Raw genomic sequence first — 21,108 nt, forward strand, 5'->3', positions numbered from 1 at the left:
CCACTCAATAAATCTAATTCTGATTTGCTCAATTCACTTTATAGCCGATCGATACATTGTACTGGATGAAATCCCTATCTTTACCAGCATTGATCGATTGCCCCTGTAGACACTCCAAGTGATCCACATTGAAATACTCGAAATGAGCGAGTAATGCATCGCTGAGCTCTGTAATCGCTTTCTCTCCAGTACGCGGCCGAGCAAAGCATTGAATCATGATATTCCCTGTACGCCGTGTGCATGGCTGATCAGCAACACCAGAAATAATACTAGTTCCTCCCATAATGCTTAAACGGCACCATAAGCCATTGATGTGTGCTGAAAAAACAGGAGGTTTTAACTTGGTAAACTAAACACACTCATCAGGAGTTTACCATGAGCAAGAAACACAAGACTTACACCACAGAATTTAAAGCTGAAGCCATCAAATTAATTGAAGCCAATCAAGGCAATGTCTCGGAAACAGCTAGACAACTTAGCATTTCAATGCAAACTCTTTCAAATTGGAATACCAAAGCAAAGGCTGGAACTTTAGCAGGTACAAAACAGTATTCACCTGATCTAAACGCTCTACTCGAAGAAAATAAAAAACTCAAACAACAGCTCAAAATAGCTGAAATGGAACGTGAATTTTTAAAAAAGGCAGCAGCGTACTTTGCCAAAGAAAGTCAGTAAGGTACGCCTATATGAAACAAAAAAGATATTCTTTTCCAATTACCTTAATGGCTCGATTACTTCATGTTTCAGTTTCATGTTTTTATGATTGGCTCAAGAGAGGCGTGAGCAAAAGAACGATTCAACGAAATCAACAGACGATATTGGTGAAAATAGCCCATGAGGAGACAAGGCAGAGCTATGGTTATATTCGATTAACCAAATACTTACAAGCTCAGGGTATAAAAATGAGTATGTACGCTGTACGTCAGATAAAAGCGCTGAACCACCTGTATTGTAAGCGACACAAGCGTTTTAAAAGGACTACGAATAGTGACCATAATCGAGCGATCTATGAAAACCTGCTGGAGCAACAATTCTCAATGACTAGACCAAATCAAGCATGGTCAAGTGATATTACGTACATATGGACTGTTGAAGGATGGCTGTATTTAGCAGCGGTAAAAGACCTTTACACGAAGCAAGTGGTTGGCTATAGCTTAAATGAGCGCATGACAACACAGCTTGTTTGTAATGCGCTAAATATGGCTATTCACAATCAAAAACCAACCAAAGAACTGATTGTGCATTCAGACAGAGGAAGTCAATATTGCAGCCATGAATATCGAAATATACTTGAGCAATATGGTTTTCAAGGTTCAATGAGCAAGCGCGGAGACTGTTACGATAATGCACCGATTGAAAGCTTTTGGGGAATATTGAAAAATGAGTTAGTTCATCATTACAACTATCAAACTAGAGAAGAAGCCAAAGCAGATATTATAAAATACATTGAGTTATTTTATAATCATCGAAGAATTCAAAAGGGTTTGGGTTTTAAGACACCAAATCAAATGGCCGAAGACTTTTATAAGTTGGCTGCCTAGAATCTCCCAAGGGAAAGTCTCCTGATAATTCAGCGTATATCATCATCATTAAACCTACCAAAGACAATGCAATAGTTAAACTTAATGAAAGCTCTCCATCAATTGATGTTAATTGTTGAAAAATCAACAACCCCAACGATACAAATATTATTAAAAACAAGAAAATAAAACTTAAATAAAAAAAATGAATACCAAAGTAAGGCCATGTTTTAATGTTGATTTTATGAGTTGAACTATCCACTTTAAAAACAATTCTATTTCTTACAAATGACCAGTAATTTAATATCAATTTATCATTTGAAAACAATTTCTTAAACAGCAAAAAATCCTCATAACTAGCATTCCCTGCACCCGTAAGAGCACCCACTCTCAAATTTTTTAGTACAAGTTTATCATCGTCCTGAATATCAGAATTACCTTCAATTTCTTTAATCTCTTTTAAAAATTGAAAATATCTAGTAAAGATATCCTCTCCAGCTCTCTGATTTTGTTTATTTGTAACAATATCAATAATAATTTTAAATTTCTCAATAAATGAAAGATCCACTTTACCCTCTAAATAATTATCTACTGCTTGGACTACTTATTAAGAAGAAAAGTGGATCTGAATTCAATATTCACATATTGAAAAGTCAATCAGATTCCAGCGTTCTAATCGTAACACTGGTAAATACATACTTATCTGGTCGATCGATCTCAGACACATCAGTAAAGTTCAGGTAAATATCACGAATATTTACCCCTGTCTCAATTTCAAACTTATTGACTAATTCAGCAATCTGATTGGTCAAAGCCTTTTCAAGCTCTTCCTTTCGCGAACAACATTCGGCAATTGATACCTTTAACATTGTAAGTACCTCTACGTTTGTTAAATTCCAAGCTCTTTAAATTTTAGCCCATCTAGCTTCCTAAGATGTTCCAGTGTGTAAAGCTGTCCCTCAGGATCAAAGAACTTATCGAAATCAAACTTTCCTTCTTTATAGAGCTTGTACCGTTTCGGCCCTAACCACTCTTTTTGGAAGAAGTTATCTGTTTTCTTAAAAAACTCTTTGAAAGTGGTGTTTGCATCCATCTGGCCAATGAGCTGGTCACGCTCATCCTTTGGAATGTCTTTAACCTTACGTTCATCCATCACGAATGGACGTTGGCCAGCCAACAAACCATCTTTGTCGACAGGCACCAAAATACTACGGCAATTAGGATGCAACGGCGGTACGCGCTTTGTAGGATCATTGATCGCCCATACCGTACCATCTAGAGACGCACAAAGGTTTGATGTTCTCCCATCCAAGGTAGCAACCAGTTTCATGTATTCAAAACCAAGCTGATTAAAACTATCTTGGTAAGCTTGATTTGCGACATGGCTGCGTACCGTTCTCACTATACGTTCTATATCAGCTTTGGAAGTAGTTAGAATCCCATCCTCATAATTCTGACGTTTGGTACCACGAATGCGTTGTATGATTTCCTGATTGGTCTTTCCGCTGCTGATGCCATCCCGAATCGCATATTCAACCTTTTGCCTAGCACTTTCAGTAATCTTCAACAGCAGATCATCAACCAGTGCACCGCCTACTAACGGCCTTTTCCTCGCTGAAGAATAAAGTTTATTCCCATTAGGCTTTTTGATCTTGCCGCCGTACAGCTTGGCAGTGTAATTTGCTTCATATACCGCCAAAGCAGTTGCTGAAACAGCGAAGGCCTCTGGCAATGATGTGCTTATACTGGCGAACCACTGTGATATGAGATCGCGGATCTCTTTTAAGTTCTTTGTGGTGTACTGACCACCAGCAAGTGCAATTTTCTCAGACTCATTTAATTCATCTAGCAAATCTCGAAGCTTTGAAAGCATCAAGAGACTTTCAGAGTTAAATAACCTGGTTAATTCATTTACCGATTGAGATGAGACTCGATACAAATAAGCTTGATGCTGAGTGAGAACCTCAATCAGATTTTTATGGTCATTTGAAGCCATTTAACACCTCTACAACGGCAAACTATTTCGCTCATCCTCAACTCGGTCGAGTTCTTCTTCATATTCGTGCGTTGGAAGCTTGCCTGTAGCGATATATTCCCAATAGGTTTTAAATGAGTTTTTGCCTGCCAAAGCACCTTCATATAGTTGCTTGGCCAGGTTGATATCGTATTGCTGGACAATAAATTCTGGCTCAACCGTAAATGCATATTTAGATGGATCCAGCTTGAGCCACTGAGCCGCATATTTAATGGCTTGTTCAATGGCTTCGGCAGCACACATCACTATGCTGTGTAAGCTTGCATGCTGATCATCTTGACGTGCACGGCGAGCTTCTCCTGATTCCTGAGCATTGGTATCAATGACCTTGGCTCCTGCTTCGAGTGCCGAGTTTTTTTGGGCATCCATTTCCTTTTTGGTCATATCGATCCCATCACCTGATATTTCCAAATAACCGCAGGTTGAATCCTTAGGTAGATCCCAAACGGCCATTACACCTGTGACACTAATATCAGATTCATCATCCAGACCGCTGATCCATGGTTGTGGATGCGCCGTGTGGTGTAATGACTGGAAATAATCAGCACTCAACTGGTAATACTTCAGTGCAGCTTTTGCCATGGTTAAAAGCGGTACCGTACCCACATGCGGTGAATTATCTGTGGTACCGCAGAATACAAAAGGCGTAAAGGTCAGTTGATTACCACCCAAATCAGGGGTTTTATCTTCAGGTATTGCCCCATCAAAAAGCCGTACTGTCAAAGATCCATCCTGCATAGATAAAACTCGGTGCACGGTTTTCGTTTCATGTCCGAACTCATCCTCGCTATTATCAAACTGCTCCTCGAGCACCAATAGCTTGAGATCCTTACGACCACCAATACTGTTCTCTTTCCAGTTGATGATTGATAGTGCATCGTACAGAGCAAAGTAAGGTACACCGTCAGCATCAACGTCCACCAATAAGCCACAACGACCGCATTCAAGCAGTTCTACACAAATACGGATAAAAAGCTGTTTAAGTCCAAACCCGTCATTAGTGGCGTTATTAATCAGCCCTGTGAGAAGATTGCTCTCTATCACTATGTTCGGTTCAAGCTTAGATACCAAACCAATCATTGTTCGTAATGAGTCTTGAACCCATAACGGATATTGAGCACGATTTACATAGGCTTTATAGATCTCACCTGCAGTATCACCCTGCTTTTCTGCTTCAATCATGCCTGCTGATTTTGGCAAATAACGTACAGTAGCTTGCTTAATCTCTTCTTCGCCAGCAACAGCATCACGCATTATCTGCCAGCTTTTTTGTGCAGCAACATACTGCGGATGTTTATCAGTAACTGCCATAAAAACACCATAAAAAAAGCACCTGTAAAGGTGCGTTGGTTAAGCCATTCCTCGAATCCTGCGCATTCCTGCTGACTTTTTGTCGATCGGGAATAAATATGCGATTGGATAAGTACCTGCATCATTCATATGGTCAAAGCCCGACTTCTTGTCCGGCTGACCATAATCATCATAGATCTGACGTTCCAAGCATTTAGCGAAGTGTGGGCACTTGGTTACATTTACGAATAAACGGCGCTCGGACAAGGTATTGCAGAGCATGCCATTCATAGAATTGATGCGATCCTTCACAGCAGGGTTTCTGCTGTTGACGTGGACCTTAAAGCCAGCCTTTCTGAGTAACGCCAGATCCGTTTCACTGGCATTGCTAGACTTACGGTTTTCACCTGAAGCATCGGGATAGATAGCAATCTCATGATCAGGATAGCGTTCCTGTATTGCCTCAATCATTGCGGGTGTATCAAACAGATTCACCAACTCATCAACCGCATGCATCTGCTCACCACGCCGAACATAGACAACAGCTGCCATCTTAGTAACGTTAAAGTCCATCCCGATGTGTAGTACATCATTCGGCTTAACCGTTTCATTAGATGCGCTTAGCGTTCGATTAAAGCAATAGAATATAACACCCTGATAACTTTCAAAGCTTGCCTCGTATTCCTGGCTAAATGTCTTAGGATCCATCTTGCGTTTTGCAACAATGATCTCTGACTCAGGAATATTGCCACCCTGTAAGGATGTGTAAGAAAAGCTTCTACAATCAGGCTCATGTCCAGGCTGGCCATCCATGAAAGTGTCATAGCAATGGTTAAAGCCCTTCGGTGTACCAATCCTTAATACATGGCCACCAACCCGCTGTTCGCCGTTGACCACATACTTACAGGTTGAAAGCATTGGTCGAAGTACTTCTTCCCATGCTGCCCACTTACAGTCGGCCCATTCATCAATAATTAAGAAGAATAATCCAGATCCACGTAGGTCATCATAGTTGTCCAGACCAACCACACGAATAACATGCCCACTTCTTAAAGTGATTGAACACTCGGTTTCATTGGGCTTGCCTGCTCGCCATGATGCAGGAATTGCCTGTTTTAATCTTTTCCAGAAAACCCGCTTGGCTTGCTTGAATGTAGGTGCTGCATACCAGATCTCATCTTCAACGGATACTTTCCATTGTGCTGCCAGTCTAGCTGCTCTACGCATTTCAGCTTTGGCCAAGAAGGTTTTACCAAAACGGCGGCCACACACTGCATCCCGAAACCGTGCTTCTTTTTGCCAGCCCCATAAATAGATATTGGCTTGCTTAGGCGTTAATTGAACTGAACCCTCAGGAGGATTAAAGAATTGGCTCATCTGGTATCTCCTCATCAGGATTCAAAACAATTTTGTAATCCTCATCAGGTGGACTATGCTCTGGTGGATTTACTTCACGCTGCAGCTTTTGCAGTTCTAACTTTTTAATCTCAAGTTCTACATCGGCTTTTGTCTGGCCATCCTCACTGCCGTTACCTTTAGTTGGCTGTCCACCTTTCTTGTCATAAAACCCTTTCATGATCTTTTGCATCTGCTCAACAATCTGAAGTGTCATCCTGACGTTATTCTTTTTTGACCAAAGCAGATCGTTCAGAATCTTCAACTGAACAATGTCATTTGCCCCACTAATCTTACCCAGTGGTTGTTTTAGGTAGTCATTCCTCGTTGCCTCAAATACATCCCTAAATTCTTTCCTTAAATCTCTACCTGCAACCTTATTAGGGTCATAGGCTTCAACTTGCTGCGGGGACACATCGATATTGAATGTTTCCTTGATGTCCTTAACAACTTCAGTGGGTGTCATGAATTGCGCAAGTGACCGAACTATAAAGAGTTGCTCGGCTTTTTTGAGCTTTGCCATAATTCAAAATCCATCAAGGCTCATCAAGGAAACATGGCAAAAAAAATGAGCCAAACGGCTCAACTAATAAGACAAGTTCCACAGCACTTGGAAATATTTACATCATTTACAAACGGCGCTTGCTTCGCTACTTCAACAAGTCGCTTAACGTTCTCGCTTGCTCCCCATCGTTTGACCACACCCACAAATTCTTCAACATCATGGCCAGCTAAATAGTGTTTTGGAAGACCAGTCATATCACTGTAGATCGGCTCACCATCTTCAGGGTCTCTCTCGACTCCAATGTGATAAAGCTCGTGTTCAATCAATGCACAAAAGTCTCGATCTGAAGCTTGCTCACAAAAACTGGCATCAATGGTGATCAGGTAAATAGGAACATAACCGAACCAATCCCGCATTTGCTGCTCTTGACGTGCTTTACGCCAACCGCCTTGATTGAACATCACCTTTTCGCATTGGCCAAGTATCATACGCTTTTTTGCCACACATGCTGATGATGCCCAAGCAAATGCAAGAAACTCATCGCTGTCATGGATGAGTTCAGCAATATGATCATGATCCGGATTATGTAGTGGTCCACCAATGGTTAAAAAGTTCTTTACCACCCACTGCATAAGATCTGCTGCTGGTGCAAGGAGAATTGCTTCATCCTCTTCTGCTTTATCCATCAATTCCGTCGGTGGAAATGGTCTGATCTGGCTCATTGAATTTATGTCTCTTTATACTTTTAAGCCACTGGTTAGCATGACTGGCTTCTATTAGTGTGGGTCCTGATTGATCGATCTTGTATCGAGTAGATGATTCGATCCTGATAACGGTGTACCCCTTTTCCCAAGCCTGGTCATATTTATCCAGGCTCCAAGCTTTATTGGCCAATTTGCCCTTACGACCACCTGACCAAGGGCCTCCAGAAATCTCTATTAAGATCCTGTGCTCAACAAGGTGAAAGTCATAACGCCAGTGTTTTGTAGACTTAAACTGGAACAATTTTTCGTACTTAATCTCAAAGATCTGTAGAGCTCGCTCCATATCTTCAAAGGTGTCTAGGTAGGCTTGCTTGGCTTTAGGCAACGGCGTATTTCTTAGCTTTGATTTGTACTCACGCTTTCTTGTGAGTTCGAAGTATTTAGTGGTGTCCATAAATCTCACCCATTAAAAAACCGCCACTTGGGCGGTTTTTTGAAGATTGTATGCTTTTAACTTAGACTGAATATTGGTCTTTATAATCTTGACTATTGAAATATGCAGTAATGTCTTCTGAGGATTTTGCCTTTGAAGAACGTGTCAAAGCTTTCAATATGTCCGAATCAAAATTAATATCAGGCGGTATATCTTCAAATCTTGGTGGAATTTTCTTAACGCCACCTTCTGTATTTTTTTCAATAAATCCTGCTAACCAAAGGATAAATTCTTCTTTATTTTTATAACTAGGGATCAAGCTAACATCAATATTTATATGATTTTTAGTTGGGAGTTCTTGGAACCCATCAACAAAATCAATGTAGTGATACATCACTTTTAAGTTGGTATCTCTAAGGTCCTTACGCAATTGTTTAACAATTAAATTTAAGTACTCCTGAAGTGGAGAATTGAATTTCCCTTCAGCTTCAAAACGCCTGTAAATATTATCAGCAATACGTAAATATTGAGGCATTCCTCTACCCTCTGTTTTGTTATGGCGAGAAAATTATCTTCAATCAAATTATTAACTTAAAGTTAAAATTGTTTAATTATTTGTAAACATTGTAATTCCGTTTTTGATAGAATAATTTGAATAAAATTGAAAATGCCCACTGTTAAGTGAGCATCTTGAATAATCTCTTATTTCTCATTGGGCTTTGAGATTACTTACTCTTCAACCTCTATAGGATCACCATCTTCAGGACGGATATGTCTTTCACCATCATCAGCTGGATCTACACTTGAACCATCTTTAGTGATGCTGTTGTACATCTCATCCTCTCTTTTGCCATCGATAAATTCTTCATCGTCTAAATCCAATGGCTCATCGTCATCATCAAAATTTAAAGGCTTATTTTCATCAATCATGATCTTTTATCCTTAGTTAAATTAGACTATTTAATATTCAATTAAATGATGTGTACCTTCAACAACTAACATGGATCATTTATGTAATTATTTGACTGCTTCGATTAATTGATTTATCAAACTTTTAGCGTCTTCAATATTGGTTGCATTGACAACATATGGACCATGTCCACTTGCTGCAGTTAAAGTATCAATTGTAATTTTGACATTCCCATCGTTTGAACTAAATGCTGAAACAGCAACGATATGATTCGTATTAATATAATTTTCTGAATCAATTTTCACTAACATGAGCATCTCCTTTCTTGAGAGATTCTTTATATCACGTGGAATTATTATAAAAAGTGTGCTTTATAAAGCTTAATGTTTTTAGCTAGATAGTTATGTAAACACCAACATGTAAAGATTATTAACTCATCCTAAATCTTACACTTACATCCTATTCATCTGTCTTTGTCTTCGTATAAGTCCAAGTACAGATTTGTGTACTCGTATCTCTTCTTCTGAGAAAGGCAAATTTTCGATTAGTTCTTCAATTGATAAAGAGCTATTCTCGATTAGGAAGCAATCTTGTTCAGTTGTCCAAATTGAGGCAATGAGTTCGGGTTTGATGCAGTTTCTTTTCATGCCCGTATTCTAACGAATTTTGTTCAATTAAAAAGCCCACCTTTCGATGAGCTTTATATCTAATGATCTACTTAGACTTCGACTACTATAACGTAAAAATAGCATTTGCCCTGCGCAGGGTCAAGTAGTGTCGTTAAAACAAGAAATTAGCTTATAATCAGCACCATGAAAAAATTAAGCGTTGTAGCGGCAGTAATCCTCCATAAAGGAAAATATTTGTGTGCACTTAAAGGTGAGCATAAGTTTCCATATTTGTCGCATAAATATGAATTTCCCGGTGGTAAAGTAGAGCTTAATGAAACAGCAGAACAAGCGCTAATACGTGAGATCCGTGAAGAGCTGAATCTAGCTATTGGTGTGAAGAGCTATCTTCTTACTGTTGAGCATTCTTATCCAGATTTCCAGATTGAACTGGCCACTTATTTATGTGAAGCCAAGAGCATTGATGAATTGGTAATACATGAACACCAGGATATCAACTGGTGTCAAATTGATGAATTAGAACAACTAGATTGGGCTGCTGCCGATCTACCTATTGTCCAATATTTACTAAATAACAAGATTTAAGCATGACAAAAGATTTAAAAACTTTAAAGCCTGGCACCGTTCTAGACAATGCAGGACTTTGTGAATATTTTGGTTGTTCGCCACAAGGTGGAATGCGCCGGTCTCTTAAGACAAATACCTTAGTGATCATTTCGAATCACGTTGAATCCATCTATGAAGATAGATGGATTGGTGATGAGCTTCATTACACAGGTATGGGACAAGTTGGGGTCCAAGAACTTAAAAGCCAGAATAAAACGCTCGCAGAGAGTCATACTAACGGCGTTTCGGTTCATCTATTCGAAGTATTCACAGATAAAGAATATATTTACCAGGGCCCTGTTACCCTTATCAGTGAGCCCTATCAGAAAGTTCAGCCGGATGCGAATAAGCAAGATCGCACCGTTTGGATCTTCCCTCTTAAACTATTAGATACTCGCATCACAATTAGTGCCGAAACTATCGTTAAATCAAGTCAGAAGAAACAACGTAAATATAAAAGAAAATCGACTGAGCAACTTATCGCGGATGCCAAAGCCTCAGCACAGATTGAAGTCAGCTATCGTAATACCCAGACTAAATATTTCATCCGTTCAGATTCGATCGCTCAATTAGCAAAACGTTTGGCCAATGGTATTTGCCAGCTATGTGAGCAGCCTGCACCGTTTAAAGATGCAAATGGCGAACCCTACCTGGAGACTCACCACATTGAATGGTTAGCACACGGCGGTGCTGATACTGTAGAGAATACTGTAGCACTTTGCCCGAATTGTCATAAGAAGATGCATATTGTGAATGCTGAGGCGGATCGCCTAAAACTGCAAATGAAGAATTCTTACTGACAATGAAATAACCAATAAAACGTTATCAAATCTAAAATTTAATCGACTTATCCTGAATATGATTAAAATTCGGGAAATAGACCAACCAAGTTGTAACTATTTGTAAAAAAAATAAAAAAAGGCTTGATTTACTTCTCTTATCTAAAAGTTTTTAATTAGCTAAAATTAATAACACAACCAACAATAAACAATTGTTTTTATTTAATTTTCATAAAATTGATTAAAAAATATTCTAATTTTTCAATCATATACCTTTTCCTCAAAACACGACTGTCCCACAATCCAAAAAAACTCAAAAAAAACAGTTGTTTATTTGGTTTTCAGTGTCTTGTGTTTCGAAAAAATTGGTTTAGGATCAAGTTCATTATTCAACTGATCCTAGAAGGAGCAAAAAAATGCAATTCAATCTCACCTTAAGCGTTAAGTTAAAGGATCGGATTCTTAAGAACCTGGTTTTAAACATCTATCTTGTGACTGTACTCACATTGAATACAGACACAATTAAACAGCTACTCTCTATTTAGTTCTTCTTGGCAGATACACATTAAATAGAGGTTGTTGAGCCTTTGCGGATTAGCATTTGACAATGGCATCAAGCGATCGTAAACCTCTAGGTAGCATGTTCAAACCATGCTACCTAGTTTAATTTTAAATCATAGACTATATACAAGCAAACGAGCGTTGCTACATACTCTTAAAACACTGTGATTTGTGGATAGTAGAAAAACCCAAGTGCGCATGATCAATGTTAAACAACTTATGTTTAGGATTGAGAAAGATAGACTTTATCCATCGCCATAATTCATGGTAACGGTGCAAATTTTGATGTGTCTTGAACTAAGATTCATTCTGGTGGATAAGTGTGTTGCTTTATAACAAATCCGACTTCGTTCATAAATTTTATCCAATAAAAAACTTGCTCTATGCAGGTTTCTGTATTTATCTTAGCTGAGTTGCACTATTTTCCAATTTCTCCATTGCAAGTAAAATTTGGTTTAATTCAACTGTAATTCCATCTATCTCTCTATTGTTTTTATAAGTATCTTGAATTGTTTTCTCTAAAGTACTAACGTCTACTTCATTTCCATAAATATCATCATAAAGCTCCTCCAAACCTTTTAATCTATTATCAACGACAATAGTTCTTTCGCTTTTTGTTCTTTCAAATATTTGTTCAAAAATTGGCATATTTGATATTACATTTGCAAACTTTACCGGATCGGTATTTAGTAAAATTAAAAGATTCCCTAGGTCTATTGTTAATTTTTCATAGTTGTGCTTGATTTCTATTAGTTGCTTAATTTGTAAATTTAGCTCTGAAAGCAAGCTAATTTTAAGATCAGCTTGACGTTCTTTATTTAAGCTATTTACTTGAGCTATAGTTAGATTGGTTTGTTTGTTTGATATGTCTATTTGTTTTAAAACTTTTCTGTAACCTAAAATAGCTAAAACTATCGCAATAATTCCAATTGCTATTTGAATTAAGCCAATAATTTCTGAAAGTTCAAAATCACACATGCATTACCCCGATTTCAAGAAATATTAAATTATCAATCTTACATATCAGACTAATTTTTAACAATCTTTTGACTTATACAACACAAAATTTTAAATTTAAGTAACACTATCTCAAATCATCAGGGCTTTCTAAGTAACACCTTTCTTTCAAACAAAATGCATGTATGCGTTTAGGTCTTCAGTCAATTGGGCAATTGATGCATCTGAAGTGCTAATCAGTTCATTCAACCCATCAGCGACTTGCTGATGTATTGAGTGGTAATCTTCTCTAAGCTTTTTTACAGCGGTAAATATGGCCCTATACTGCTCCACATCATCACGATCATAGATTCGTGCTAAGAATTTCTTTTGTGAAGTAGAGATGCTCTGAATCTTTATCAGTGCCTTGATGTTTTATCCATTGTGTCATCCATAAATCAATATAAAAGTTTTGAGCATTTGACTTGTCTTTCTCAAAAGGTTTGATCGTCACTACAAGCAGCTTACCTTCAAAATTCGTCTGGCTGTAGTTTGTGTGCAGATAAGATAGAGTTTTAGTTTTGTCTGAGTGGTCTTTGATGGTGAACACTGCTTGATTCACACCCTCACCTACATTGTTAAGTCACACGTAGTGAATACTTCACAACATTAATATTTTCTAAAAGCTCGAGCATAAAATATAGAGTATTAATTTTTGGAATAATATCAGCTGGCAAAGCAATAATATCAAAGGTGTATCTTGTAGAATGCTTAAAAGGCATTCTTTTGGCTTCGTCTTCCCTCATGAACCAATATTTACCAGTTCTTAATTCATCAAAAAGTAATTTTTCTGCGGTTTCATCTAAGCAAAAAACTATTCTATTCACTATTAAATGCCGTTTTTAAATTATTAAAAATAAAATTATAGTAATTAATTTAAAATAATTCTTCAACATCTTGTAGACTCAACATCCGCTCAGTCTTCTCAAGCAAAAGTAACAAAATCTAATTGGGCTAGAGCTCCACCCGTGACAGGGCATAAAAAACCTCCCGAAGAAGGTCTTTATCAAATTAAATAAACTGATCTAATAAAGCATAAGCTTCTTCATCAGTTAGCCCTTCTTCGACCAAGAATGGAATTGATTCACCATTTACTTACTTCTAGTTTTCTGCATACATGATTTACATCGCGAACATGCTTTTTCTCCGCAGCATTGTACACTGCTATTGTATAAGCGTTTTGTGGATGCAAAACTTTACCATTTGCAAACTCAAAGCTAGAAACTACATAAACATTATCCATTTTACCCCCTTAATTATTGGAGATAAATTTATAACACAGAAAAGAAAAAAGCCCACCTTTTGATGAACTTTAATTTATTAATTACACTTCGGTCATTATAATTTAATATTCGTGGATCATATTTCCGCTAAATAATTATTTTTTCACATTAAGATTAATAAACTCATCTTTATCTAGTACTTTAATATCTATGTTTAAAAATTTATAAATAGCTTTTGCTTTATATCTCATTTTCCTATCATTACTAACGAAATAATTAGCTTTAGAAGCATATATCATATGGGAAATATCGTGCATATTAGATCTGCTATTTTTCTTAACATCAGGATAATATCCAATCAACTCAAGAAAATTTACTAAATTATCTATTCTAAATAATAGTTTATGAAATTTATTATCATGGTTTTTTAAATCTTCCACTATTTCTGAATTATTAAAACAAAACTTTAGTAAAGAATTTTTCACTAGTTCACTTTCAAAAATTTCTTCAGCCTCATAATCATATAAGTTTTTTATTCTATACTCTTCTGCGACTTCAAACCTTTTACAAAACAAGTTCTCCTGATTTTTTTCAGCTATTCCTGTGGTTAGATCATAATCTTTTATAACTCTAGTAAAACATTCAAATGGAGTTTCACTAGTTTTTTTAATTTCATCATTACCAGGATGGTACGTATAATTGTGAGTTATCTTTGAAATTGCCTCTAATTTTTCAACAATAAAATTAAGTTTATCATCGCTACTTAATTTTTTCGACTTATTTATATTTGCGACCTCTTCCATATGAGCTGGGCTATAAGGAAGATTTAAGGTAAGAATATTTAATAAACTGTCTATTTTTTCCACAAGATCTTTATCTTCATCTTTGTTAGAAATATAATCACAAATCACATTATGATCTAAATAAATGTCCATCCTCCCCCCTTGGAAGCATATTAAAACTTTTAGTTGATTTTAAAGTATATACCTTAAAGCTATTTTGCTTATTTGCAAAGCTCTATTTATACTAATACAAATCCACTGAAAAATCTAAATGACTAAAGCCAATTCTCTTGCCACTTTTAAGCTACAACTTTATTCAAAATTAAAAAGCTAAATTATAATATTGTTAGACTATAGAAAATTCAAGCCCATCTCTCGACAGGCTCTATTTTTTAACACTTATAAGAATCTTCCTGCGCCTTGCTAAACTCTAAAGAGTCCTGAATCAATCCTTCAGTTATATTAAAAACACGTTTCAGTTCTTGGAACACAGATTCAGGCACATCATAGACTTTACCCACATACTCAATGTTCTTGTCACATAGATGACGAACAGCACCAATCATAGCGGCTAGATCTGCAACCTGCTCATAAGCCAAAGCATACCCATCTGCAACATCACTGGCATCATATGATCGATTCGAGGATTTCATATTCATATGTATCCCCTTATTCAGCAATGTTGTTTACAAGTTCAATTTTTGGGACTGAATGGAATTGTACTGTTCTAAAAATTAGATTACTCATATATCACACCATAGATAATAAGCCGCCCCATGTGAGCATGCTTCCAATAACACAATGTACCTAATTTTAGGATCATGTCAAGTTATACTATTTTTGAGTCTCTGCTTTAAATGAATCATGAATAGCTTTTAAGCTATCTGCATACGTTGCTGTATCACGACTATTATTTTTTAAAAGTTCAATTATTTCTTGCCACAAACCTACCGGTATTGGTCTCTGACCAGATATCCATTGTCTAATCCGTCTTGAATCAACATTGATTGCCCTAGCTAAATCACTTTGCCATTGATTACCATAAAGTAGCTCACCAGCTTGCTTCAATTGTTCAGGTGTCAGTCTTACACCGCCCAAATCTTCATTCATACAAACCGAAACTCCAGAATTATCACTTAAATGATAAATTTATTTAGCAATTGCTAAATTTTATCGCTTAAACGATAAATTTTATAAGCATATTTATAAAATTATGAGGAAAATATAAATTTTTATCACTTAAATTATAAATTTATCGCTAAAAATTTATATTCACTTATATTTCTACACATCAATATTTACTGTTTTGCTCAATACCCAATAAACCCATACTTACAATGCAACGCTGCCAAACCGCACTTAACGTCTTGTCTAGCATCATTTTGAGTCCGATCATCATTGGCCATCTCTGACCATGATTGCCCACGAAAGTAACGATCAACCACAGCATCCAGCCATTCGTCCATGATTTCGCTCCGGCCAAACATATCCAGTATGAGACGCTGTACAGCACGTGCTTCATTGTCATTAATTTCACAAGTGACTTTGCCTCGCTTTGGTCGTGATAGTTCAGAAGAAGTATCAGAAATATAATCAGCAATAACTTGGTTACTTTTCTTCTTTGTCAGCTTTTTGGCGCGTCGGGTCTTAGCTGCATTATCCATTGCCACGGCAATTGGATTGATACTCTTTCCACATGGACCAGTATGACTATAGAGCCAAGCACCAAACTGGTATAACCAGCCTTCTAAATCGAATCGTGACCAATCAATTGCCTGCATGATATGCATCTTTTCAATCACCAATGTCATTTTGTACCTCTTACCAATTGCTCTATCTGTTGAACCGCTAAACCTGATTTCACTTGTTGTGTGCTAAACCGTAAAACCTGAAATCCTAGAATTGCTGCTGCGTTATATTTTTCCATGTCACCGATATAACCAGTGCCACGTGTATGGCGGCCCTGCGACCAGATCCCACCTTCAACCTCAATCAGGATCTTGGTATTGCTGATCAGAAAATCTGCCCGCCATTTCCGTGTTTGGTGAAACTTGTATTCATGTTCAAAGCCGATGCTTAAGGCTCTTAGATCTCGCATCAGGATTAATTCGCCTTCACTTGGTTCTTGCTGCTTAGGTTTAACTCTGGGCTTGCTCTTCCTGCTAGCTTTGGGTTTGATCAGTGATTTATATTCGGCAATGCTTAATCTCATTGATCGCTACTCTCTTGGCGCATGGCTCTTAGTCTTAGAGCGCTACGTTGACATCGTAGAGGTCTTGTATTTATTCACACCACTGACCTGTGCGAGTAAATCCGCAGGACATGGCACCCCTTTGTGATTCCGCGCCTTTGGCTCAGCAATCGTTTTCTTCGGAATCCACATCACCTGAACCCGTCCAGCTTTTTGCGCTTGCACCAGATAGTCCTGATAAATATCGATGAATGCCTTGTGTGCCGCCCGTTGTGATTGATTGGCCAGAACATGCTGTACCTCCTCCAGACATCGCTTTGCCAAGGTGGTAATTTTGAATTCAGGGTCATTACTGAAATTCAGTGCTTTGGCCCATGCCTGTTCTGCTGTCCACCACTCACCGGCCTGTACACACCAGCTCCGGAATTCAGGCAGCTTGGGGCACCATTTTTCCGAATTCATCCGGTTCAAACCGCGCTGTAATTCGATTGGTGTCAATCCATTGAGCACCGTACAAGTCAAATTACGGAGCTTCTCGTTGCTCAGATGCCCATAGGTTTTCTGGAACTCGGGGCCGTAGATATCTTCGAGTCGGGTTAGAACCATTTCCGCAATTTCAACTGGAAAATTCACGGCAAATGCACTTTGAAAAAGTTCGATGTTGCTCATGGATAATCTCCTACGTCACGCATCGGTGCCGGTACAGGCTCATCCAAGCCAAATCGCTTCTGGTAGGGTTGCTGCCCGTGATAGTACGGTTGTTTGGCTGTTGGTGATTTCAGGGGGTAAATATCCTGATAATTATTCACCGTCGACTGGTCGAGGATGACATTGGCCTGATCTTTGAAATCATCCCGTAGTTTTTTCAGGATGATTTTGGCTGCCCGTTCCGTCAGTGGTTTTTTGATGGTCTTTCGCATTTCGACAAATCCGAGCCATGCATCCCGATCGACGTTTGGGTATTGGGATAGATCCATACTGCTGGCATCAAATATTTTTGGTTTAGGCGAAGGTTTTTCAGGCGGAGGGACATAAGAATTATTTGCTGTAATCTCTGTAGTAATCTTTGTATTAACGGATGAAGGATTTCTATCACCGCGGATGCAGGATTTCTTCTCCCCCGAATGTAAGTTTTGCTCTTCCCCGAATGCAGGATTTCGCGTTCGGGGATTTACGATCTGTTGTTCGCCATTTTCTTCTGAATAAATACAGTTTTCGAACCATTCATCGAAGGCTTCAATATCAAGTTTGAAATACAGTTTATGTTCCAGACGTTTTTCTGTTTCAAACAAAATGCCGAGGTCTTTAAGCAATTTACGTGCTGTTTTCTGCTGGCTATAGGTCATGCCTGTTTCTTTCAGCCATTCTTCAGAGGTTTTATATACTCCAAGTTCATGGTCTGTTTTATCGTGCCAGTAAACAAGCTGGCTTAGAAAGATGCCTGCGAGTGGGCTGCCAAGGTACAGGCCTAGCTGTGGAAAGTAAGCAATCGCCCTTCCTAGCCCTTTTAAGGTTGAGTAATGGCTCATGTCATCTCCTTTTGAGCGTTTAAAGCTCTACTCAGAAATTTAGAAACGTCATTGCTAATCACACGGCAGTTTTTAGAAATATGGTTTTCGATGTGGCGATCTGCGCCCATGATCAAAATGATTTGCGTCGAATCATCGGAATTGTGTTTATCTTTGCCAGACGGTTTTGCTAGATTGTGTTCGTTCATATTTTTGTCTCGCTTAGCAAGTATGAATAAAAGGTCATAAAACCGCTTCCGCTGCTAATAACAGGAAGCGGTTTTTTATTTGCCCTGAATGCATGCATGAATTTGTTGTTCCAACGTGGCAAGTAATACATGCATGTCATGAATGACCTTGGCCATGTCGATTGCCTCGCCTTTTGTTATTCGCCCATCTGCAAGCATTTCTCTAAATTGCTTGCTTACGTTGCCTTTCTTGATTCCGATGTTGAGAAAGGTATCCATCAGGCAACTGTCTCTTTTGCTTTCAGGTATATCTGGTAAGTCGATGGCTGCTTTGCCATGTTCTGCGCAGATCGCTTGGAGTATTCGAAAATCCCCTGTTATACCCATCAGTTTTGAAGCTTCAAGTAAAGTCAGGTGATGCGTTTCAGTGTTTGGGTTGACCTTGCTGTTGAGTACCGCAGGGCTTTTGATGCCCATGCGTGATGCAAGCGCATTTGCCCCGCCTTTAAAGTCGTGAACCGTGTGGTAAGCCGCATCTAATATGTTCATTGCGAGTCCTTTTGAACGTTTTTATTAGATGTCGATCTGGCTACTATTTTGAGTAGAACGAACGTATAGCCAATTAATGTCTGGTCTAAGCTCTTCAGCTTTAACCCGACCATTCGTAAATTTTTCAATTGGCAGACAACGATCTTCAGGAATTTTTTCGAAATTCCATTTGCTTAAAGCCCAAGGGGTAATTTCTATTCCTCTAGCTAATGCCGATTTACTACCAGCAATTTTGATAGCTTTTATCAATGCTTCTTTTGGAGTGGACATAATGCAACCGAAATCACTACTTAAAGTAGAATATAATATACAACCTAAAATAGAATTGGTGCAACCTAAAATTCAAGATAAAATTCTACCTTATGTAGAAAATGGACAAGTTCCGATGCAACAGCCTAAATACTTGGATTTTGCCAATCGGTTAAAGGAACTGATGGAAAAAGAAGGTTCGCCTATCAAAACTGTTAATCAGTTAAAAGATACTATTGGCGTAACCTATGAGATGGCTCGTCGCTATACACTAGGTACAGCAAAACCAAGAGAAGAAAAACTTCAAACTTTAGCTGATGCATTTCAAACTGATATTAGTTACTTGGATCACGGTACAAACTTAGATAGTAATATTTTAAATCCATTCCCAATTGCAGGTCGATTAATACCAGTAATTTCATGGGTACAAGCTGGTACTTGGACATCTGTAGAAAGCGTTCCAACAGGCACACATTTTCAAGAATGGTTGCCACCCAATCCTAAATGCGGAAAACACGGATATGGATTAGTTGTTGTGGGTGAATCAATGCTTCCAGACTTCCGTCCTGGTGACAAAATTTACGTAAATCCAGACTTTCAAATAAATGATTTAAAAACAGGTGATTTAGTTATTGTTGGATGCGAGGGAGAAACAGAAGCAACTTTCAAGAAACTAATCGTAGAAAGCAATGGTATGTATTTAGAACCTTTAAACCCGAAATGGCTAGAAAAAATCATGGAACTGCGTGAAGGATGCAAATTGATTGGTAAAGTTGTTGGTTTATATAGAGAAGTTTGATTTTCAAACAAGTATAAAGAATTTAGTAAAGTATGAATGCACCGAACCTATTACTTGGCAATGTTAACTTTAATGAAGAAGTAATTTCATCATTAAAGACATCGCATGTTAGAAAAAAAAGTGACTATTGGGGAAGATATTACACTCCAAAGCATATTGCCGACCTATTAATTGGTACGATAGGAAAAATTGAAAATGCAAATATTTTAGATTTAGGTTGTGGAACTGGCAACTTAATTTATAGTGCTTTAGAGAAATCTATTAACTCAACTTTTTTAGGGGTTGATATAGATCCTATTGCTATAAAAACTCTAAAAGATAAGAATCTAGCAAATCTAAATTTAATTACAAATGATATATTAGAGTTAGAATTACAGGAAAATTTTTATGACATTGCTTTAAGTAATCCGCCATATACTTACTACAAACTAGATTTTGATTATAGTCAAAATGTGTTTTTAGAAAAAAATTTATTTAAAAACCTCAAGATCCCTTCTCCTTTTATTTTCTTAGATAAAATGCTAAAAGCAACCAAAACAAATGGAGTCATTGCAATAATTTTACCAAATGGAATTTTAACAAATTCCAAATGGATATTAATAAGAAATCATTTACTAAATGAATTCACAGTGAGCAAAATCATAGAATTGCCCCCACATACTTTTTCTGAAACTGAGACTATTGCACATATTGTAATTATAAAAAAAATTAAGCCATCTACTAATTATCTAATAAATATGAAAAAAATTAACCCATGTGGATCTATTTTAGAAAAGAAATATCGGTCATCGAAATTGATCGACAAAAATTGGACAATAGAAACCAACTTTGGAAATAAAAAATTATTAAAAGACTACATATTAAAGCTACAAAGGGGTGTTGTAAATTCAAAACAAATTAAGTCACAAGGTTTAAATGTATTTCACACTAAAGATTTTAATAAAAACAGCACCAGCATACCCTTATCTTTCATAGTAAATCGTCGTCAAAACGGTACTTTTGCTAAAAAAGGTGACATATTAATTTCAAGAGTAGGTCGAAATCATTTTGAGAAAATAGCAGTAGTAGAAAATGATTATATTGAAATATCAGATAGCGTTATATTAATTAGACCAAAACTTAATAATAAAAAATTTATTCTTAAGTTTTTATTAAGTGAAGAGGGAAAAATGCAACTAAAGAATAGTGCTTCTGGAACTAGTGCTAAATTTATTACTTATGAAAAAATATTAAATTTAAAGGTAGATTAAATTAAA

Annotated in this window: 29 protein-coding genes and 2 pseudogenes; 5 read left to right on the forward strand and 26 right to left on the reverse strand. The window is 37.4% G+C overall.

Annotated features, from left to right (window positions below):
• Positions 1–28: 28 nt before the first annotated feature.
• Positions 29–307 (reverse strand): annotated as a pseudogene (locus F909_RS04445) (hypothetical protein); the annotation flags it as partial.
• Between the two features lie 68 nt (positions 308–375).
• Between F909_RS04445 and F909_RS04435 the strand changes: the two are divergent.
• Positions 376–1,541, forward strand: a protein-coding gene (locus F909_RS04435; RefSeq protein ID WP_085940844.1) for an IS3-like element ISAba22 family transposase whose coding sequence is annotated in 2 segments (ribosomal slippage) — positions 376–634 and positions 634–1,541 — 1,167 coding nt in all. Because the reading frame shifts where the segments join, the coding sequence is not laid out codon by codon here.
• On the opposite strand, the gene F909_RS04430 is transcribed toward F909_RS04435, so the two are convergent.
• The 12 genes from F909_RS04430 to F909_RS21610 all read right to left on the reverse strand — a co-directional run bounded on the left by F909_RS04430 (position 1,492) and on the right by F909_RS21610 (position 9,439).
• Entirely contained in the window at positions 1,492–2,088 is a 597-nt protein-coding gene (locus tag F909_RS04430) for a hypothetical protein (protein ID WP_005153176.1), read from the reverse strand. The genes F909_RS04435 and F909_RS04430 overlap by 50 nt on opposite strands.
• Positions 2,089–2,173: 85 nt before the next feature.
• Positions 2,174–2,389, reverse strand: a complete 216-nt coding sequence (locus tag F909_RS04425; protein ID WP_004653663.1) for a hypothetical protein — start codon at positions 2,387–2,389, stop codon at positions 2,174–2,176.
• A gap of 20 nt (positions 2,390–2,409) precedes the next feature.
• Positions 2,410–3,516 (reverse strand): minor capsid protein, encoded by a 1,107-nt coding sequence (locus tag F909_RS04420; protein WP_005153177.1) that lies wholly within the window; start codon positions 3,514–3,516, stop codon positions 2,410–2,412.
• 9 nt (positions 3,517–3,525) lie between these two features.
• Positions 3,526–4,866, reverse strand: a complete 1,341-nt coding sequence (locus F909_RS04415) for a DUF4055 domain-containing protein (protein ID WP_005153178.1) — start codon at positions 4,864–4,866, stop codon at positions 3,526–3,528.
• Between the two features lie 39 nt (positions 4,867–4,905).
• Positions 4,906–6,222, reverse strand: a complete 1,317-nt coding sequence (locus F909_RS04410) for a phage terminase large subunit family protein (RefSeq protein ID WP_005153180.1) — start codon at positions 6,220–6,222, stop codon at positions 4,906–4,908.
• Positions 6,206–6,763 (reverse strand): DUF2280 domain-containing protein, encoded by a 558-nt coding sequence (locus F909_RS04405; RefSeq protein WP_005153183.1) that lies wholly within the window; start codon positions 6,761–6,763, stop codon positions 6,206–6,208. The genes F909_RS04410 and F909_RS04405 overlap by 17 nt, the downstream gene beginning before the upstream one ends.
• A 59-nt stretch (positions 6,764–6,822) precedes the next feature.
• The gene (locus F909_RS04400; RefSeq protein ID WP_005153185.1) at positions 6,823–7,467 is read right to left on the reverse strand and encodes a putative metallopeptidase; all 645 of its coding nucleotides are present in this window, start codon (positions 7,465–7,467) and stop codon (positions 6,823–6,825) included.
• Positions 7,424–7,903, reverse strand: a complete 480-nt coding sequence (locus F909_RS04395) for a hypothetical protein (protein WP_005153188.1) — start codon at positions 7,901–7,903, stop codon at positions 7,424–7,426. The genes F909_RS04400 and F909_RS04395 overlap by 44 nt, the downstream gene beginning before the upstream one ends.
• A gap of 61 nt (positions 7,904–7,964) precedes the next feature.
• Positions 7,965–8,417 carry a hypothetical protein gene (locus F909_RS04390; protein ID WP_005153192.1) on the reverse strand — a complete coding sequence of 151 codons (453 nt, stop codon included), beginning with the start codon at positions 8,415–8,417 and terminating at the stop codon, positions 7,965–7,967.
• Positions 8,418–8,611: 194 nt separating this feature from the next.
• Entirely contained in the window at positions 8,612–8,812 is a 201-nt protein-coding gene (locus F909_RS04385; protein ID WP_005153200.1) for a hypothetical protein, read from the reverse strand.
• Between the two features lie 87 nt (positions 8,813–8,899).
• Positions 8,900–9,103, reverse strand: a complete 204-nt coding sequence (locus F909_RS04380; protein ID WP_005153203.1) for a hypothetical protein — start codon at positions 9,101–9,103, stop codon at positions 8,900–8,902.
• A 141-nt stretch (positions 9,104–9,244) separates the two neighbouring features.
• Positions 9,245–9,439, reverse strand: a complete 195-nt coding sequence (locus F909_RS21610) for a hypothetical protein (RefSeq protein ID WP_081401919.1) — start codon at positions 9,437–9,439, stop codon at positions 9,245–9,247.
• Between the two features lie 165 nt (positions 9,440–9,604).
• Between F909_RS21610 and F909_RS04375 the strand changes: the two genes are divergently transcribed.
• Both F909_RS04375 and F909_RS04370 read left to right on the forward strand, forming a co-directional pair.
• Entirely contained in the window at positions 9,605–10,006 is a 402-nt protein-coding gene (locus F909_RS04375) for a (deoxy)nucleoside triphosphate pyrophosphohydrolase (protein WP_005153205.1), read from the forward strand.
• 2 nt (positions 10,007–10,008) lie between these two features.
• Complete coding sequence (locus tag F909_RS04370) at positions 10,009–10,827, forward strand: HNH endonuclease (RefSeq protein WP_005153209.1); 819 nt, start codon at positions 10,009–10,011, stop codon at positions 10,825–10,827.
• A gap of 939 nt (positions 10,828–11,766) precedes the next feature.
• Here the strand turns inward: F909_RS04370 and F909_RS04365 are convergent.
• From F909_RS04365 to F909_RS04310, 13 genes and pseudogenes are all read right to left on the reverse strand, one after another.
• Positions 11,767–12,345 carry a hypothetical protein gene (locus F909_RS04365; protein ID WP_005153214.1) on the reverse strand — a complete coding sequence of 193 codons (579 nt, stop codon included), beginning with the start codon at positions 12,343–12,345 and terminating at the stop codon, positions 11,767–11,769.
• Between the two features lie 106 nt (positions 12,346–12,451).
• A pseudogene (locus F909_RS0120365) lies at positions 12,452–12,925 on the reverse strand (hypothetical protein).
• Between the two features lie 16 nt (positions 12,926–12,941).
• A complete protein-coding gene (locus tag F909_RS04360) occupies positions 12,942–13,190 on the reverse strand; it encodes a hypothetical protein (RefSeq protein WP_005153220.1) in 249 nt (82 codons plus the stop codon).
• Between the two features lie 257 nt (positions 13,191–13,447).
• Positions 13,448–13,606 carry a hypothetical protein gene (locus F909_RS21160; RefSeq protein ID WP_005153222.1) on the reverse strand — a complete coding sequence of 53 codons (159 nt, stop codon included), beginning with the start codon at positions 13,604–13,606 and terminating at the stop codon, positions 13,448–13,450.
• A 135-nt stretch (positions 13,607–13,741) separates the two neighbouring features.
• Positions 13,742–14,521, reverse strand: coding sequence for a hypothetical protein (locus tag F909_RS04355; RefSeq protein WP_005153223.1), 780 nt, complete (start codon positions 14,519–14,521; stop codon positions 13,742–13,744).
• 239 nt (positions 14,522–14,760) lie between these two features.
• Positions 14,761–15,021: a hypothetical protein gene (locus F909_RS04350; RefSeq protein WP_157407611.1), complete on the reverse strand. Its 261-nt coding sequence runs from the start codon at positions 15,019–15,021 to the stop codon at positions 14,761–14,763.
• A 181-nt stretch (positions 15,022–15,202) separates the two neighbouring features.
• Positions 15,203–15,478, reverse strand: coding sequence for a helix-turn-helix domain-containing protein (locus tag F909_RS04345; protein WP_005153226.1), 276 nt, complete (start codon positions 15,476–15,478; stop codon positions 15,203–15,205).
• A 200-nt stretch (positions 15,479–15,678) separates the two neighbouring features.
• Complete coding sequence (locus F909_RS04340) at positions 15,679–16,179, reverse strand: hypothetical protein (protein ID WP_005153228.1); 501 nt, start codon at positions 16,177–16,179, stop codon at positions 15,679–15,681.
• Positions 16,176–16,580, reverse strand: coding sequence for a DUF559 domain-containing protein (locus tag F909_RS04335; RefSeq protein ID WP_005153238.1), 405 nt, complete (start codon positions 16,578–16,580; stop codon positions 16,176–16,178). Before F909_RS04335 ends, F909_RS04340 begins: the two co-directional genes overlap by 4 nt.
• 42 nt (positions 16,581–16,622) lie before the next feature.
• Positions 16,623–17,228, reverse strand: a complete 606-nt coding sequence (locus F909_RS04330; RefSeq protein WP_005153240.1) for a hypothetical protein — start codon at positions 17,226–17,228, stop codon at positions 16,623–16,625.
• On the reverse strand, positions 17,225–18,088 hold the full coding sequence (locus tag F909_RS04325; protein ID WP_005153242.1) for a hypothetical protein: 864 nt from the start codon (positions 18,086–18,088) through the stop codon (positions 17,225–17,227). The genes F909_RS04330 and F909_RS04325 overlap by 4 nt, the downstream gene beginning before the upstream one ends.
• A gap of 263 nt (positions 18,089–18,351) precedes the next feature.
• Entirely contained in the window at positions 18,352–18,804 is a 453-nt protein-coding gene (locus F909_RS04315; protein WP_005153246.1) for a phage regulatory CII family protein, read from the reverse strand.
• A 24-nt stretch (positions 18,805–18,828) separates the two neighbouring features.
• Positions 18,829–19,074: a transcriptional regulator gene (locus tag F909_RS04310; RefSeq protein ID WP_005153247.1), complete on the reverse strand. Its 246-nt coding sequence runs from the start codon at positions 19,072–19,074 to the stop codon at positions 18,829–18,831.
• A 1-nt stretch (position 19,075) separates the two neighbouring features.
• Between F909_RS04310 and F909_RS04305 the strand changes: the two genes are divergently transcribed.
• Together F909_RS04305 and F909_RS04300 are read left to right on the forward strand one after the other, a co-directional pair.
• Complete coding sequence (locus F909_RS04305) at positions 19,076–19,852, forward strand: LexA family protein (protein WP_005153248.1); 777 nt, start codon at positions 19,076–19,078, stop codon at positions 19,850–19,852.
• A 32-nt stretch (positions 19,853–19,884) separates the two neighbouring features.
• Positions 19,885–21,102 (forward strand): N-6 DNA methylase, encoded by a 1,218-nt coding sequence (locus tag F909_RS04300; protein ID WP_005153249.1) that lies wholly within the window; start codon positions 19,885–19,887, stop codon positions 21,100–21,102.
• Positions 21,103–21,108 lie beyond the last annotated feature (6 nt).

Origin of the sequence: Acinetobacter sp. ANC 3929, assembly GCF_000369405.1 — a bacterium.
In the GTDB taxonomy this organism is placed as follows: Bacteria; Pseudomonadota; Gammaproteobacteria; order Pseudomonadales; family Moraxellaceae; genus Acinetobacter.

Bases quoted from the DNA above. Each gene is read 5' to 3' on its own strand.
- F909_RS04425 (WP_004653663.1), bottom strand. From the start codon at position 2,389: ATGTTAAAGGTATCAATTGCCGAATGTTGTTCGCGAAAGGAAGAGCTT.
- F909_RS04420 (WP_005153177.1), bottom strand. From the start codon at position 3,516: ATGGCTTCAAATGACCATAAAAATCTGATTGAGGTTCTCACTCAGCAT.
- F909_RS04415 (WP_005153178.1), bottom strand. From the start codon at position 4,866: ATGGCAGTTACTGATAAACATCCGCAGTATGTTGCTGCACAAAAAAGC.
- F909_RS04410 (WP_005153180.1), bottom strand. From the start codon at position 6,222: ATGAGCCAATTCTTTAATCCTCCTGAGGGTTCAGTTCAATTAACGCCT.
- F909_RS04405 (WP_005153183.1), bottom strand. From the start codon at position 6,763: ATGGCAAAGCTCAAAAAAGCCGAGCAACTCTTTATAGTTCGGTCACTT.
- F909_RS04400 (WP_005153185.1), bottom strand. From the start codon at position 7,467: ATGAGCCAGATCAGACCATTTCCACCGACGGAATTGATGGATAAAGCA.
- F909_RS04395 (WP_005153188.1), bottom strand. From the start codon at position 7,903: ATGGACACCACTAAATACTTCGAACTCACAAGAAAGCGTGAGTACAAA.
- F909_RS04390 (WP_005153192.1), bottom strand. From the start codon at position 8,417: ATGCCTCAATATTTACGTATTGCTGATAATATTTACAGGCGTTTTGAA.
- F909_RS04385 (WP_005153200.1), bottom strand. From the start codon at position 8,812: ATGATTGATGAAAATAAGCCTTTAAATTTTGATGATGACGATGAGCCA.
- F909_RS04380 (WP_005153203.1), bottom strand. From the start codon at position 9,103: ATGTTAGTGAAAATTGATTCAGAAAATTATATTAATACGAATCATATC.
- F909_RS21610 (WP_081401919.1), bottom strand. From the start codon at position 9,439: ATGAAAAGAAACTGCATCAAACCCGAACTCATTGCCTCAATTTGGACA.
- F909_RS04375 (WP_005153205.1), top strand. From the start codon at position 9,605: ATGAAAAAATTAAGCGTTGTAGCGGCAGTAATCCTCCATAAAGGAAAA.
- F909_RS04370 (WP_005153209.1), top strand. From the start codon at position 10,009: ATGACAAAAGATTTAAAAACTTTAAAGCCTGGCACCGTTCTAGACAAT.
- F909_RS04365 (WP_005153214.1), bottom strand. From the start codon at position 12,345: ATGTGTGATTTTGAACTTTCAGAAATTATTGGCTTAATTCAAATAGCA.
- F909_RS21160 (WP_005153222.1), bottom strand. From the start codon at position 13,606: ATGGATAATGTTTATGTAGTTTCTAGCTTTGAGTTTGCAAATGGTAAA.
- F909_RS04355 (WP_005153223.1), bottom strand. From the start codon at position 14,521: ATGGACATTTATTTAGATCATAATGTGATTTGTGATTATATTTCTAAC.
- F909_RS04350 (WP_157407611.1), bottom strand. From the start codon at position 15,021: ATGAAATCCTCGAATCGATCATATGATGCCAGTGATGTTGCAGATGGG.
- F909_RS04345 (WP_005153226.1), bottom strand. From the start codon at position 15,478: ATGAATGAAGATTTGGGCGGTGTAAGACTGACACCTGAACAATTGAAG.
- F909_RS04340 (WP_005153228.1), bottom strand. From the start codon at position 16,179: ATGACATTGGTGATTGAAAAGATGCATATCATGCAGGCAATTGATTGG.
- F909_RS04335 (WP_005153238.1), bottom strand. From the start codon at position 16,580: ATGAGATTAAGCATTGCCGAATATAAATCACTGATCAAACCCAAAGCT.
- F909_RS04330 (WP_005153240.1), bottom strand. From the start codon at position 17,228: ATGAGCAACATCGAACTTTTTCAAAGTGCATTTGCCGTGAATTTTCCA.
- F909_RS04325 (WP_005153242.1), bottom strand. From the start codon at position 18,088: ATGAGCCATTACTCAACCTTAAAAGGGCTAGGAAGGGCGATTGCTTAC.
- F909_RS04315 (WP_005153246.1), bottom strand. From the start codon at position 18,804: ATGAACATATTAGATGCGGCTTACCACACGGTTCACGACTTTAAAGGC.
- F909_RS04310 (WP_005153247.1), bottom strand. From the start codon at position 19,074: ATGTCCACTCCAAAAGAAGCATTGATAAAAGCTATCAAAATTGCTGGT.
- F909_RS04305 (WP_005153248.1), top strand. From the start codon at position 19,076: ATGCAACCGAAATCACTACTTAAAGTAGAATATAATATACAACCTAAA.
- F909_RS04300 (WP_005153249.1), top strand. From the start codon at position 19,885: ATGAATGCACCGAACCTATTACTTGGCAATGTTAACTTTAATGAAGAA.